This is a genomic window from Streptomyces globosus, from assembly GCF_003325375.1.
Taxonomy (GTDB): Bacteria; Actinomycetota; Actinomycetes; order Streptomycetales; family Streptomycetaceae; genus Streptomyces; species Streptomyces globosus_A.
Genome location: NZ_CP030862.1, coordinates 1,898,123 through 1,911,705, shown reverse-complemented (window position 1 = coordinate 1,911,705; position 13,583 = coordinate 1,898,123). Strand labels below are relative to the sequence as shown.

General features: G+C 70.1%; 12 protein-coding genes. 9 read left to right on the top strand and 3 right to left on the bottom strand.

All coding sequences use genetic code 11. The annotated features are described in order from the left end of the window. Positions 1-285: 285 nt before the first annotated feature. Together acnA and C0216_RS08850 are read right to left on the bottom strand one after the other, a co-directional pair. The gene (gene acnA, locus C0216_RS08855; RefSeq protein WP_114054737.1) at positions 286-3,003 is read right to left on the bottom strand and encodes an aconitate hydratase AcnA; all 2,718 of its coding nucleotides are present in this window, start codon (positions 3,001-3,003) and stop codon (positions 286-288) included. Between the two features lie 453 nt (positions 3,004-3,456). After that, positions 3,457-3,981 (bottom strand): DUF3291 domain-containing protein, encoded by a 525-nt coding sequence (locus C0216_RS08850; RefSeq protein ID WP_114054736.1) that lies wholly within the window; start codon positions 3,979-3,981, stop codon positions 3,457-3,459. Between the two features lie 280 nt (positions 3,982-4,261). On the opposite strand from C0216_RS08850, the gene C0216_RS08845 reads away from it, so the two are divergent. The 3 genes from C0216_RS08845 (at position 4,262) to C0216_RS08835 (ending at position 8,922) form a co-directional block, all read left to right on the top strand. After that, positions 4,262-5,107 (top strand): alpha/beta fold hydrolase, encoded by an 846-nt coding sequence (locus tag C0216_RS08845; protein ID WP_114054735.1) that lies wholly within the window; start codon positions 4,262-4,264, stop codon positions 5,105-5,107. A gap of 188 nt (positions 5,108-5,295) precedes the next feature. Continuing rightward, the gene (locus tag C0216_RS08840; protein ID WP_114054734.1) at positions 5,296-6,825 is read left to right on the top strand and encodes a helix-turn-helix domain-containing protein; all 1,530 of its coding nucleotides are present in this window, start codon (positions 5,296-5,298) and stop codon (positions 6,823-6,825) included. Positions 6,826-7,500: 675 nt separating this feature from the next. Further along, the gene (locus C0216_RS08835; protein ID WP_114054733.1) at positions 7,501-8,922 is read left to right on the top strand and encodes a hypothetical protein; all 1,422 of its coding nucleotides are present in this window, start codon (positions 7,501-7,503) and stop codon (positions 8,920-8,922) included. Positions 8,923-9,091: 169 nt separating this feature from the next. On the opposite strand, the gene C0216_RS08830 is transcribed toward C0216_RS08835, so the two are convergent. Beyond that, the gene (locus C0216_RS08830; protein ID WP_114054732.1) at positions 9,092-9,430 is read right to left on the bottom strand and encodes a type II toxin-antitoxin system prevent-host-death family antitoxin; all 339 of its coding nucleotides are present in this window, start codon (positions 9,428-9,430) and stop codon (positions 9,092-9,094) included. Between the two features lie 439 nt (positions 9,431-9,869). On the opposite strand from C0216_RS08830, the gene C0216_RS33365 reads away from it, so the two are divergent. The 6 genes from C0216_RS33365 to C0216_RS08805 all read left to right on the top strand — a co-directional run bounded on the left by C0216_RS33365 (position 9,870) and on the right by C0216_RS08805 (position 13,555). Beyond that, a complete protein-coding gene (locus tag C0216_RS33365) occupies positions 9,870-10,013 on the top strand; it encodes a hypothetical protein (RefSeq protein ID WP_162793145.1) in 144 nt (47 codons plus the stop codon). After that, positions 10,010-10,198: a hypothetical protein gene (locus C0216_RS08825; protein WP_114054731.1), complete on the top strand. Its 189-nt coding sequence runs from the start codon at positions 10,010-10,012 to the stop codon at positions 10,196-10,198. The genes C0216_RS33365 and C0216_RS08825 overlap by 4 nt, the downstream gene beginning before the upstream one ends. 127 nt (positions 10,199-10,325) lie before the next feature. Next, complete coding sequence (locus C0216_RS08820; RefSeq protein ID WP_114058538.1) at positions 10,326-11,615, top strand: DUF2637 domain-containing protein; 1,290 nt, start codon at positions 10,326-10,328, stop codon at positions 11,613-11,615. An 85-nt stretch (positions 11,616-11,700) separates the two neighbouring features. Continuing rightward, the gene (locus C0216_RS08815; protein ID WP_114054730.1) at positions 11,701-12,096 is read left to right on the top strand and encodes a hypothetical protein; all 396 of its coding nucleotides are present in this window, start codon (positions 11,701-11,703) and stop codon (positions 12,094-12,096) included. After that, positions 12,087-12,608 carry a hypothetical protein gene (locus C0216_RS08810; protein WP_114054729.1) on the top strand — a complete coding sequence of 174 codons (522 nt, stop codon included), beginning with the start codon at positions 12,087-12,089 and terminating at the stop codon, positions 12,606-12,608. The genes C0216_RS08815 and C0216_RS08810 overlap by 10 nt, the downstream gene beginning before the upstream one ends. Beyond that, entirely contained in the window at positions 12,605-13,555 is a 951-nt protein-coding gene (locus C0216_RS08805) for a hypothetical protein (RefSeq protein WP_114054728.1), read from the top strand. Before C0216_RS08810 ends, C0216_RS08805 begins: the two co-directional genes overlap by 4 nt. The last annotated feature ends 28 nt before the right edge of the window (positions 13,556-13,583 follow it).

The window sequence follows — 13,583 nt, the reverse complement described above, 5'->3', positions numbered from 1 at the left end:
TGAAGGAGGCCGGGGAGCACGGGCGTTGCGGCACACGCGGGCACAGCCGCAGGTCCCCGCCCATCCCCCCGTCCGGCGCCGCTGGACCGCCGCGGGCCGGACGCGCACAGGTATAGTCCACTTCCACTGGTGTGAGCAAGATCATGCGCAGCCATGTCTGGCAGCTTTTCCGAGTTGAGACCTCGGTGAAACCTGGGCCCTCCGCCATCCGGACAGACGGGAAGGGCCGCACCCCCGGCAGGGGTGCGGCCCTTCGACGGCGGCGCCGGGCGCCGCTCACACGGCTCAGCCGCGGATCAGGTTCCGCAGGACGTACTGCATGATGCCGCCGTTGCGGTAGTAGTCCGCCTCACCGGGGGTGTCGATGCGGACGACCGCGTCGAACTCGACACCGGTGTCGGTGCTCACCTTGACGGTGCGCGGGGTGGTGCCGTCGTTCAGCTCGGTGACGCCGGTGATGGAGAAGGTCTCCTCGCCGGTCAGGCCCAGGGAGGCGGCCGAGGCACCCTCGGGGAACTGCAGCGGCAGGACGCCCATGCCGATCAGGTTCGAGCGGTGGATGCGCTCGTAGGACTCGGCGACGACGGCCTTGACGCCGAGCAGCGCGGTGCCCTTGGCGGCCCAGTCGCGGGAGGAGCCGGAGCCGTACTCCTTGCCCGCCAGGATGACCAGCGGGATGCCGGCGGCCTGGTAGTTCTGGGAGGCGTCGTAGATGAAGGAGACCGGGCCGCCCTCCTGCGTGAAGTCACGCGTGAAGCCGCCCTCGGTGCCCGGCGCGATCTGGTTGCGCAGGCGGATGTTGGCGAACGTGCCGCGGATCATGACCTCGTGGTTGCCGCGGCGGGAACCGTACGAGTTGAAGTCGCGGCGCTCGACGCCGTGCTCGGTGAGGTACTTGCCGGCGGGGGTGTCGGCCTTGATCGCGCCGGCCGGGGAGATGTGGTCGGTGGTGACCGAGTCGCCCAGCTTCGCCAGCACGCGGGCGCCGGCGATGTCGGAGACCGGGGTGGTCTCCATGGTCATGCCCTCGAAGTACGGGGGCTTGCGCACGTAGGTGGACTGCGGGTCCCACTCGAAGGTGTTGCCGGTCGGGATCGGCAGCGCCTGCCACTGGGCGTCGCCCGCGAAGACGTCCTGGTAGGACTTGGAGAACATGTCCTCGCCGATGGCGTTGGCGACGACGTCGTTGACCTCGGCCTCGGTCGGCCAGATGTCCTTGAGGAAGACCGGGTTGCCCTCGGTGTCGGTGCCGATGGCGTCCTTGGTGATGTCCACCTTCATGGAGCCGGCGATGGCGTACGCGACGACGAGCGGCGGGGACGCCAGGTAGTTCATCTTGACGTCGGGGTTGATGCGGCCCTCGAAGTTGCGGTTGCCGGAGAGCACCGAGGTGACCGCGAGGTCGTGCTCGTTGATCGCCTTCGAGATCTCCTCGTCCAGCGGACCGGAGTTGCCGATGCAGGTGGTGCAGCCGTACCCGACGAGGTTGAAGCCCATCTTGTCGAGGTACGGGGTCAGGCCGGCCTTGTCGAAGTAGTCGGTGACGACCTTCGAGCCCGGGGCCAGGGTGGTCTTGACCCACGGCTTGCGGGCCAGGCCCTTCTCGACCGCCTTCTTCGCCACGAGGGCCGCGGCGACCATGACGTAGGGGTTCGAGGTGTTGGTGCAGGAGGTGATCGCGGCGACGGTGACGGCGCCGTGGTCGATCTCGAAGGAGGAGCCGTCGGCCAGGGTGACCAGGGTCGGCTTCGACGGGGCGCCGTCCGGGTGGTTCGCCGGGGCGTCGGAGGCCGGGAAGGACTCCTTGCCCGCCTCGTCGACCTCGTCGACGTAGTTGCGGACGTCCAGCTTGAACTGCTCGGCGGCGTCGGCCAGGACGATGCGGTCCTGCGGGCGCTTCGGGCCGGCGATGGACGGGACGACCGTGGAGAGGTCGAGCTCCAGCTTCTCGGAGAAGTCCGGCTCGGCGGCCGGGTCCAGCCAGAGGCCCTGCTCCTTGGCGTACGCCTCGACGAGCGCGACCTGCTGCTCCGAGCGGCCGGTGAGCTTGAGGTACTTCAGGGTCTCGCCGTCGATCGGGAAGATCGCGGCGGTGGAGCCGAACTCCGGCGACATGTTGCCGATGGTGGCGCGGTTGGCCAGCGAGGTGGCGGCGACGCCCTCGCCGTAGAACTCGACGAACTTGCCGACGACACCGTGCTTGCGCAGCATCTCGGTGATCGTGAGCACGAGGTCGGTGGCGGTGGTGCCGGTGGGCAGCTCGCCGGTCAGCTTGAAGCCGACGACGCGCGGGATCAGCATGGAGACCGGCTGGCCGAGCATCGCGGCCTCGGCCTCGATGCCGCCGACGCCCCAGCCGAGGACGCCGAGGCCGTTGACCATGGTGGTGTGCGAGTCGGTGCCGACCAGGGTGTCCGGGTACGCCTGGCCGTTGCGGACCATCACGGTGCGGGCCAGGTGCTCGATGTTCACCTGGTGGACGATGCCGGTGCCGGGCGGGACGACCTTGAACTCGTCGAACGCGGTCTGGCCCCAGCGCAGGAACTGGTAGCGCTCCTTGTTGCGGCCGTACTCCAGCTCGACGTTCTGGGTGAAGGCGTCCTTGGTGCCGAACTTGTCGGCGATGACCGAGTGGTCGATGACGAGCTCGGCCGGGGCCAGCGGGTTGATCTTGGACGGGTCGCCGCCGAGCTCCTTCACGGCCTCACGCATGGTGGCGAGGTCGACGACACAGGGGACGCCGGTGAAGTCCTGCATGATCACGCGCGCCGGCGTGAACTGGATCTCCTGGCTCGGCTGGGCCTGCGAGTCCCAGCCGCCGAGGGCCCGGATGTGGTCGGCGGTGATGTTCGCGCCGTCCTCGGTGCGGAGCAGGTTCTCCAGCAGCACCTTCAGGCTGTAGGGCAGGCGGGCGGAACCCTCGACCTTGTCCAGCCGGAAGATCTCGTACGACTCGTCGCCCACCTGCAGCGTGCTGCGGGCGTCGAAGCTGTTCGCCGACACGACAGTCTCCTTCATGCATGAAATTCGCGCGTATAACCGCAATCCTGCCGCCACGCCCTGTGGCCAATCCGCTAAGGTAAGGCTAAGTTAGGTCACCCTTACCCGTTGTGGCGGCTGCGGTACGCCTTCGGCAGATATCTCGATGTCGAGATAACTCTAGTGCATCCCCGCCGGAAGGTCATGCCCGGCATGCCCGCCCACCGCCGCGGCGTCCGAACGGCGCAGCGGCGCAGCCCCGGAGGGCGCCCCGAACAACCGCCGCCGACCCGCGGATCGGCCGGGACGGCGGCATCGCCGTCGGCGGACTGCTCGGGGTCGGCTTCGCAATCCACCCGGGAGCGGAGGCGGCCTCGTCATGGTCGAGTCGAGCGTGCGGGTCGGTTGCACATGCACCTCTCGTGGGCGCACCCACCGCCCGCTGCGCCGGCACCGGTGCAGTCGCCCCTCACCCCCTCACCGGGCTCCGGGGGTCCCGTCCGGTGCGAACGACCGCCGGAACGTGAAGGCGTACGGCTCAGCACCTCGGCCGTGGAGGTATTCGAGCCTGGCGACGCCTTCCGGCCACGTCGGTATCACCCGGTCGGCGACCCACCAGAGCACGTACGGCGGGTGTCCGGTCCGCTCGAACCAATCGTGACGCCTGTTCAGCGCCTCGCGGTGCAGTCCCGAGTAGATGGCGTCGCGGGCAGGCCGCAGACCGGTCCAGACGGAGAGCGTCGCGGCCAGGGCGACACGCTCCCGCGTCCGGCCCTTGCCGTACCACCCCGGCACGGCGAACTCGCCCCACGCACCCCAGTCCAAGTCGAAGTGCGTGCCGCGACCGCCGGGTGCCGCCTCCGCATGGGCGACGTATCCGGGCTGCCGGGCGATCTCCGGGTAGACGGACTCGCCCCTGTCGTGGAGTTCGCGCGTCAGCGGTCCGGGATCGGCCAGCGGCGCTTTCAGGACACCGAACGTGTACAGAGCAAGCTGAGGCATGCGTCTCCCCCGATGGTTGGCGCCGCGCGTGACCACCGCACGCCGAATACCCCGTGAACGTAGCCACCCCTGCCCGCCTTGTCGAAGTTGCGTTCTTGCTCCCGAAATGGCCTCCCGCTGCAGTCCCCACGGCGCGTCCGTCAGCCGCCTGCCGACGGCAGCACGCAGCGATCCGAAGTGCCGCGGCCCGCCGCCGAGTCCTGTCCGCTCCCGGGCACGGGCACCGGCCCGCACCCGAAATCCGCTTGCCCACCCCCCGCCGCCCTGCGAGCGTCCCCGCATGCCCACCTTCACCTCGTACGACGGCACCCTCCTCGACTACCGCGTCCTGGACGGGCCCGGCCCGGACCTCGTCTGCCTCCCCGGCGGACCGATGCAGGATTCCGCGTACCTCGGCAACCTCGGCGGCCTGGCCGCGCACCGCCGCCTGGTCCTGCTCGACCCGCGCGGCACCGGCGCCTCGGCCGTGCCCGCGGACCCGGCGACGTACCGCTGCGACCGCCAGGTCGCCGACCTCGAAGCCCTGCGCCGGCACCTCGCCCTCCCCCGCATGGACCTGCTCGCGCACAGCGCCGGCGCGAACCTGGCCGCGCTGTACGCGGCCCGCCATCCGCAGCACACCGGACGGCTCGCGCTGATCACCCCGAGCGTCGCCGCCACCGGCATCACCGTCACCGGCGAACAGCGGCTGGCCGCCGCGCGGCTCCGCCGCGGCGAGCCGTGGTTCCCGGCCGCGTTCGCGGCGCTGGAGCGCATCGTCGCAGGGGAGCCCGGCTCCGACGACTGGACGGCGGTGGAACCCTTCTTCCACGGCCGCTGGGACGAGTCCGCCCGGGAGTTCGCCACCGAGTCGGCGCGCCGCAAGAACCAGGAGGCGGCGGCAGCCTTCGGCGCGGACGGCGCCTACGACCCGGACGCCCTGCGGGCAGCGCTCCGCCACTCCGGGTCCCCCGTCCTCGTCCTGGCCGGCGAACTCGACCTGCAGGGACCGCTCCCCGCCATGACGGAGTACGCCGGCCTCTTCGCGCAGGCGAAGCTCATCGTCCACCCGGGAGCCGGCCACTTCCCGTGGCGCGACGACCCGGCCGTCTTCACCTCGACCGCGGCAGCGTTCCTGGCGAACTGAGGCGGGGGTGCGGGACGGAGGCGGCCGCACCCCACCCCATCACCCATTTGCCCGAATCACCACAAAATCGCCCGGCTCCGCCAACGCCGCCTCCACCGCCCCTGCCCCACCGCCGATCTGACGCTGGGTAACACCCGTCCGCCACCCCCAGCACGCACCTCATCTCATATCTGAGATACGGTGCACCCATGGCAGACGACTACCTCGTACGCATCGGCAAGCTCATCCGTGACGCCCGGCAACACCGTGGCTGGACGCAGAGTCAGCTTGCAGACGCCCTGGGCACCAGCCAGAGCGCCGTGAACCGCATCGAGCGCGGCAACCAGAACATCAGCCTTGAAATGATCGCGCGGATCGGCGAGGCGCTGGACAGCGAGATCGTCTCCCTCGGTTACGCCGGCCCGATGCACCTGCGTGTCGTCGGCGGCCGCCGCCTCTCCGGCTCCATCGACGTCAAGACGAGCAAGAACGCCTGCGTCGCGCTCCTCTGCGCCTCCCTCCTGAACAAGGGCCGCACGGTGCTGCGCCGCGTCGCCCGCATCGAGGAGGTCTACCGGCTCCTGGAGGTCCTGAACTCGATCGGCGTCCGCACCCGCTGGATCAACGACGGCGTCGACCTGGAGCTCGTACCGCCGGCGGACCTCGACATGGACGCCATCGACGCGGAGGCAGCGGTCCGGACCCGGAGCATCATCATGTTCCTGGGCCCCCTGCTCCACCGCATGGACCAGTTCCGCCTCCCCTACGCGGGCGGCTGCGACCTGGGCACCCGCACCATCGAGCCGCACATGATCGCCCTGCGCCGCTTCGGCCTGGACATCACCGCGACCGAGGGCATCTACCACGCCAAGGTGGAGCCGAACACCAGCCCGGACCGCCCGATCGTGCTGACCGAGCGCGGGGACACCGTCACCGAGAACGCGCTGCTGGCCGCGGCCCGCCACGACGGTGTCACCGTCATCCGCAACGCCTCCTCCAACTACATGGTCCAGGACCTGTGCTTCTTCCTGGAGGCGCTGGGCGTGCGCGTGGACGGCGTCGGCACCACGACCCTCACCGTCCACGGCGTCCCGAACATCGACGTGGACGTGGACTACTCCCCCTCCGAGGACCCGGTCGAGGCGATGAGCCTGCTCGCCGCCGCGGTCGTGACCGAGTCCGAGCTGACCATCCGCCGCGTCCCGATCGAGTTCATGGAGATCGAGCTCGCGGTCCTGGAGGAGATGGGCCTCGACCACGACCGCTCGGCGGAGTACACGGCCGACAACGGCCGCACCCGCCTGGTCGACCTGACGGTGCGCCCCTCGAAGCTCGAGGCGCCGATCGACAAGATCCACCCGATGCCGTTCCCCGGGCTGAACATCGACAACGTCCCGTTCTTCGCGGCCATCGCGGCCGTCGCCCAGGGCCAGACCCTGATCCACGACTGGGTGTACGACAACCGGGCGATCTACCTCACCGACCTCAACCGCCTCGGCGGCCGCCTCCAGCTCCTGGACCCGCACCGCGTCCTGGTCGAGGGCCCGACGCGCTGGCGCGCGGCGGAGATGATGTGCCCGCCGGCCCTGCGCCCGGCGGTGGTGGTCCTCCTCGCGATGATGGCCGCGGAGGGCACCTCGGTCCTCCGCAACGTGTACGTCATCAACCGCGGCTACGAGGAGCTGGCGGAACGCCTGAACTCGGTCGGCGCCCAGATCGAGACCTTCCGGGACATCTAAGAACTCAGACAAACAGGGATCAAGTGGGGCATAGCTCGGAGCTCCGAGAATAGGCCCCTGACCTGCGGAAATACCTTCCAACGCCTCTCGACGTCTTCCAACGTTTTCCATCGCCTTGTGCAGGAACTGTGCAGCGCAAGGCCATTCGGTTGACGGTTCGACACGTACGCAGCGGCACGACCGAGGCCCCGTCACTCTTCACAGAGGGTGACGGGGCCTCAGTTTTTTATGCGGGTTTATCCCGAAAAGTCCAGGCCAGAGCCGCTGTCTGCGATCTGACGAAGTGTTTGACGGTCACTCGTCGTGTGTCTTACGTTCGCGTCCGTAGCTGCGCGGGCGTCCCCCAAACGGGGCACCCGAGTTGCTGCGCGATGCCTGAGCCTGCCCTCAGCCGGCCCGGTGTCGAGCACGACGCCCAAGGCCGCGACAACGCAAAAGGCCCGAGCATCCAGGGACGGTGACACCCGTCCCGTTCCAAGAAGCTCAGGCCTCGCGCAGTGGAGCGACCTCCACCTTGCTTCCTCCGCCCCTGGCAGGGCTCGGGAGGCTGCCACGGGAGACTCCGTGACCGCGCCTATTTTGGCATGCCCTGATGCGGCATGGCCACCCAGACCGCCCTTCGCGGACGGGGAATTCGCCACACCGGCGGACCCCGCTCATCCCTTCGAGACGCTGATGCCCCTTGCGTGGCTCGCACACCTTCCCGGTGACGCCGCCCGGCTCGCATCCAAGATCATCGACTATGGCCATAAGGGCCAGGGCTGCTTCGCATCCGATGCGACGCTGGCCGCCGACCTCGGCATCCACCGCGTCACCGTCAACGGCTACATGCGGCTCCTCGAAGCCCTCGAAGACAGCCACGCCATGACCACCGTGACCACCGGCCGCGCGACCAGGACCCGACGCCTTCGCCCCCTCCGACGCGACCAGCGGGGCATCCCGACCGAGCGGTACATCTGCGTCTCCAACTTCGCGCGGAACAACCTCACCGGCAACCGGTTCAAGGTCTACGCCTACGCCTCCTTCTGCGCGGACACGAAGACCGAGTTCCGCAACACGCAGGCCGGCGAGAAGTGCGGGATCACCGGCACGGACACCGTCCGGCTGATCGTGCGCGGGCTGGAGGCCGAGGGATGGCTGACCCGCTCCCAGGATGGCGGCGGCCGGCACGGTGCCCGGTACGACGTGCACCGCGCGCCCCACCCCGATCCGGCTACACCCCCCGCCCCCGAAACGGCTACAGTTCCCCACCCCGATCCGGCTACACAGAACACCACTCTGGGAACACACCCCTCGGAACAAGCGCGCGAGGTAGCTGGTGGTTCCGCCCGTAGGGCGACACCTGTAGTAGCGCGTGGCCCTGTGGAAAACTCGGCCGCCGGAACGTTCGAGCAGGCAGTGGCCGCGCCCGAATCGGCTTCGCCGGAACCGCCCACGAAGCCCACCATCACGATCTCGGCGACGGCGTACCGCGTGCTGCGGCACCTGCCGCTCAAGCTGTCTGCGGCCCAGTACGCCCTCGCCTCGAAGGCGATCGAGACAGCGGTGGCCGGGGTCGGCGGCGACGTCGAGCGGATCGCGGACCGCGTTCACCGGCACCTCGCCGGCCAGGACGTGGGCGACCCGTACGGCTGGCTCATCAGTCGGGGGCTTCGAAAGTCCCCCTGTCCAGCCCCCCAGTGCGAGGACGGGCGCACCTGGCCGACCGGCGCCGACTGTCCGACCTGCCACGAGCGCTACGCCGACCGGCGCGGTACGCCGCTGATCTTCCGGGATCGGGCCACCGCGATCTACAACGTCACCTGGACCTGCTCCGGCTGCGAGTCCCCCGGCACCGGCGAACCCCCGGTCGATGAGACCTGCGACGACTGCCACCAGGCCGCCAAGGCGATCAAGGCTGCGCTCACCGAGTACCACCTGCCCGCCGAGTTCGAGAACGGCCTGTGCCTGCCCGACCGGTGGCGCTGCGCGGAGGACGGGTGCGGCCACACCACCGAGGGCGCCCGCCCGGAACACGGCCGCTGCTGGAGGTGCGCCCCGAAGCACAAGCGCCGCGAGCGCACTCACCGCCGCTGGCAGAACGGGGGCACCCAGTGACCACGTCCCCCTGCCACAACGAAGCCTGCGCCGAAGCGGACCCGCTCTCACCCTGCGTCTGTCGCTGCGGCGGCTGGGGGCACGCGGCGAAGACCCAGCCGGGCCTCTTCCAGGCTGAGGACATGACAGAGCCCCCGCCAATTTCTCGACGGGGGCCTGGATGACGCGCTCAGGCAGTGACCGGCTGCGTCTTCTCGAACCACGCCACCGGGACGACGACGGCGGCCGGGGCTCCGTGCCGGTGCAACCGTACGCGGACGCCCTCGAACTGGACACGGCGCAGGATCGCTGCGAGTTCGGCCCGCAGGCCGTCCACGGTGTCCGGGCCGTCCTCCGGCTCGGTCTCCTCGCCCAAGACGGCGGCGGCTTCGAGGTACCGGCCGGGCGGCAGCAGCACGACGGCGGCCTTGCCCCGGCGGGTGACCGCGACGGGGGTGTTCTCCAACTGGGTCCGGTCCAGGACCCCGGCCAGGCCCCGACGGGCGGCCTCCAGCGCGAGCGACTCCATGGCAGGAATCGTAAGCCCCCGTAGGGTTCCGTGAGAATCCTTGCGAATCCGTAAGGTTTGATGCCATGCTCTACCCCGCTAGACCTCAACGCCGGAGCAGAAGGCCGGAGTTGAGGAGCACGACCAGGAGCCCGGCGGTGGACCGAGGGAGGACGCCGGATCTCCTTTGCAACCGGACTGGCAGCACGCGGCTGCCTTCCATAAATCGACCGCGCGGAGGGCGGGCCTCAGCGGGGTCAGCACCACCGGCGACGGAGCAGCACCGTCCCCGCCCACGCAAAAACCCCGGACAGCGCTCACAACGCCGGCCGGGGCCTTGAACAACGAACCCCCAACCAACCTGGGAGATCGCCATGAAGAACGTACAGCCCCGCGTACCGGCAGTGGACAGGGGCACCGCCAAGAAGGCCGCCGCGAAGCTGGCGCGGGGGTGGTCGAAGTGACCGCCGAGCAGCACGAGCAGGCCCGCCAGGAGGAGCGCGAGGACATGGTGCGGCTGGCCCGCACCGAGACCGAAGCCGCGCTCACCGCCTACGGCCTCCCCGAGGCCGAGATCCTGCTCATCATCGGCGGTGCCGAGTGAGGCGCCACGCCGTACACGTCCTCGGACAGCTCTCCCTCGACGACGTGCCCCAGGCCACCGGCCGCCGGACCCTCACCCCAGCCGAGCGCCTGCGCGCCGCGGAACTCCGCGCCCGCCAGGCCCACCGCCGCGCCGGCCGCCGCTGGCACGAGATCGCCACCGCGTTCTTCGGGGGGCTCGGATGAGACCGCAGAAGAAGGCTGGCTGCGGGACGGTCCTGTTCAACCTCGCCGCCGTTCTGTTCCTAGTCGTCCTGGCCGCGAAGGCGGGGGCCCAGTGAACGACATCAGCACCATCAGAAAGGAGGCCAGGGTGCCCGACACCCGCACGGGCCTCGCCCAGCTCACCGGCGCCCGCAAGAAGCTCGCCGTCGGCGTCGGCACGGGCGCCCTGATCATCGCCGCAATCGGCTTCGCCGGCTCGTACGCCGCCGTGGTCGGCCTGGCTCGCGACAAGGGGTTCGGGGACTTCGCCGAGGTCTTCCCCATCGGCATCGACGCGGGGATCGGCGTCCTCCTGGCGCTCGATCTCCTGCTGTCCTGGATCCGGATCCCGTTCCCGGTCCTCCGGCACATCGCGTGGTTGCTGACGGCCGCGACGATCGCCTTCAACGCCGCCGCCGCGTGGGGCGACCCGATCGCGGTCGGGATGCACGCGACCATGCCGGTCTTGTTCGTCGTCGTGGTCGAAGCCGTCCGACACGCGGTGGGCCGCCTGGCCGACATCACCGCGGACCGGCATATGGAAGGCGTACGCCTCTGGCGCTGGCTGCTCTCCCCGCTGCCCACGATGAAGCTGTGGCGGCGCATGAAGCTATGGGAACTGCGCAGCTACGAACAGGCCGTCGGGATGGAGCAGGACCGGCTGATCTACCAGGCCCGGCTCCAAGCCCGGTACGGCCGAGCATGGAAGCGCAAGGCGCCCGTCGAAGCCGTCATGCCGCTACGCCTGGCCAAGCTCGGCGTCCCCCTCACCGACACCGCCCCCGCCGGCCTGGCCGCCGCCGGAATCGAGTTCGAGTGGCGGCCGGTCGCAGCCGTCGCGCCCCCACTGCCTGCATTCGAGGAGCACGCCCTGGCCGCCCTTGAGGTCGCCGGGCAGCCGGTCCCCGAGCACGCGGATGTCCCTGGCCTGCCTTCGCCGTCTGGCCTTTCCGATGCGGACGATGACGGTCTTCCGCCCTCGCTCCGGGCGCTCCTCCCTGGCCGCCAGCCGGTCTTCGCCAAGGACAAGCCGAAGGTCCGCAACGAGGTCACCGCCCGCATCCCCGAGGTGGAAAGGCCGGGGGAGGAAGGGCCGGATGAGCTGCACGGGACCGGTCCGGAACAGCCGGACACCCAAACGGGTGAGTCTGGCGATGAGTCGACAATCCCCCCGGAGAACCCGCAGGCGGCTTCGGCCGTTCCGCCTCCGGTCGACCCGCTGAAGGCCGCGAACGCCCGGCGGGCCGAGGAGAACAGGAAAGCCCGCAGCACCTATGCGAGCGGCTGGTTCGAAGCCGTGCGCGACAAGCCGGAGCTGACCCGCGCCGCGTACGCCGAGACGCTCGGCATCTCCACCAAGACCCTCGGCCGCGCCATCGCCGAGAACGCCCCCGCTTGACCCCAGACATGACGGAACCCCCCGGGCCCATGCTTCCTACGGCCGGCCCGGGGGCTCCTTCGTCCCCTGAAAGGACATCACCATCATGGCGTACATATCGCCTGACTCGGACCGATCCGAGCACATCCCCACCCTGGCGCCCGACGCGCACCACGCCGTCGACTGGGACCGCGTCCGAGTCACAATCCGCCGCCTGCGCCCGTTGCGCGCCATCGCCGTCCTGAGCGCGGGCCTGTTCCCGGCGGTCGTCTGGTGCAACCAGGTGGCGGAGCCCCTGGCCGCCGATGAGAACGTGCACGTGGGCTTCGCCGCCGCGTTCATCACCTCCCTGCTGTGCGGGTTCGGGTTCGCGGCCGGAGGCAGGATCCGCCGCTGGGTCACCTCGGTCGTGCTGTTCGCGGCCGTCGGCGGAACGCTTCTCGCCGAGCCCACCCGGCACCTGATCACCGCGTGGATCGTGGAGGCCGGAGCATGGATCTGATCGAGTTCACGCACGCCGTCACGAGGGCGGGCGCCGGGTTCGGATTCTTCCTCCTGGTCGTCACGGCCGCCGCGGTCTTCTACGGGAACGGCCGCACGATCAAGGCGTTGAAAAAGCGCAGGATCTGGCTCCCCTGGGTGTCGTCCTTCGCCGTGATGGTGCTCGCCTCCGCCGTGTCCGGGGGCTTTCTCGGCAAGGTCTCCGCCGGGTTCACCAGCAGCAGCAACCGGCTCGGTGCCGAGGTCGGGAACACCGCGATCGGGCAGTCCGGCGAGGGCGCGGTGGAGATCCACGTCACCGAAGTTCTCAGCTACTCCGGATCGTGGATCGCTCTGTGCGCCGTCGTCGTCTGGCTGCTGTTCCTCTGGTTCGCGAAGGGCTGGGGGGAGCGGGCCCTGGCCCTCTCCGGCGCCCTCTCCGGCGCTTCCTGGGGCATCACCTCCCTGGGCGGTGCGGCGGCCATGATCGGCGTCCCGCTCGTCTCCTGGCTCGGAGAGCAGGTCATCGGATGAGGACCAAACCGGGACCCCTGATCACCCGCACCACCGCCGGAGCCGGGCACCTCGCCGTCTGCCTCGCGCACTGGGCCAGCGGCCACACCGTCTCAGAGGAAGAACTTCTGCGCCGGATCATCAAGGCCCGCGCCGACGCCCACGCCGAAGCGGTCGACGAGCACCAGCGCGAGGCCCGCCGTGCACACAAGAAGGCCACCAAGCTCCGCAGGGTCGCGGCCGAAGACGGTGGACTGGTCCCCGCCGCACAGAGCGACCTCAACCGCGCCGAGCACGAAGCCCGGCGCCACGAGGCCGCCCTGGAGGCCCTCGGGGACTTCCAGATCACCGCCGTCGACCCCGGGCAGGTCGGACACCGGCGCAAGAAGATCGCCGCCCTGCGCTGCACCGCCCTGACCCTCCCCGTCGCAGGGGTCGCCGCAGGCTCGTGGCTGCTGGACGGTGCGGTGCTGCTGGTCTCCACGCTCGGCGCGGTGACCGTCTGCTGGATGCGCGGAAACACGCCCTTCGAGCTGTCGGTGCGACCCGTCCCCGCCGAACTGCTGGCGGACACTGCCCAGCTTCTGCTCGACGCGGAAGAGGAGATGCCTGCGCTGCCGGCGGACCCGGGGAAGTGGAAGGAGGAGCTGCGGACCTACGTCGAGCAGATGGTGGCCATCGCGAAGCACGAGGGACAGAACGGCGTACACGCCGTCGAGCTGCTGCACGGTCTCCAGAAGAAGGGGGACTTCCTCGGCATAACCTCCTCCACCTTCCCCTCGAAGCTGCGCGACGCCGGCATCCCCACCAAGGTCGTCAGCGTCGGCGGGGACAAGCAGATCGGCGTCCAGTACACGGAGCTGGAGAAGACGCTGGGGCACATGCCCCGCCTCCCGGTTCACCTGGTGCCGGACCTGACCGCGCGCCCCAGTGCCCCCTCCCCCGAGGGTTCCACCGCCGCCCAGTAAGCACGTAAACCAGCAGGTCAGCCGCTCA

Bases quoted from the DNA above. Each gene is read 5' to 3' on its own strand.
- C0216_RS08845 (WP_114054735.1), top strand. From the start codon at position 4,262: ATGCCCACCTTCACCTCGTACGACGGCACCCTCCTCGACTACCGCGTC.
- C0216_RS08835 (WP_114054733.1), top strand. From the start codon at position 7,501: ATGCCCCTTGCGTGGCTCGCACACCTTCCCGGTGACGCCGCCCGGCTC.
- C0216_RS08840 (WP_114054734.1), top strand. From the start codon at position 5,296: ATGGCAGACGACTACCTCGTACGCATCGGCAAGCTCATCCGTGACGCC.
- C0216_RS08815 (WP_114054730.1), top strand. From the start codon at position 11,701: ATGGCGTACATATCGCCTGACTCGGACCGATCCGAGCACATCCCCACC.
- C0216_RS08810 (WP_114054729.1), top strand. From the start codon at position 12,087: ATGGATCTGATCGAGTTCACGCACGCCGTCACGAGGGCGGGCGCCGGG.
- C0216_RS08830 (WP_114054732.1), bottom strand. From the start codon at position 9,430: ATGGAGTCGCTCGCGCTGGAGGCCGCCCGTCGGGGCCTGGCCGGGGTC.
- C0216_RS08805 (WP_114054728.1), top strand. From the start codon at position 12,605: ATGAGGACCAAACCGGGACCCCTGATCACCCGCACCACCGCCGGAGCC.
- C0216_RS08850 (WP_114054736.1), bottom strand. From the start codon at position 3,981: ATGCCTCAGCTTGCTCTGTACACGTTCGGTGTCCTGAAAGCGCCGCTG.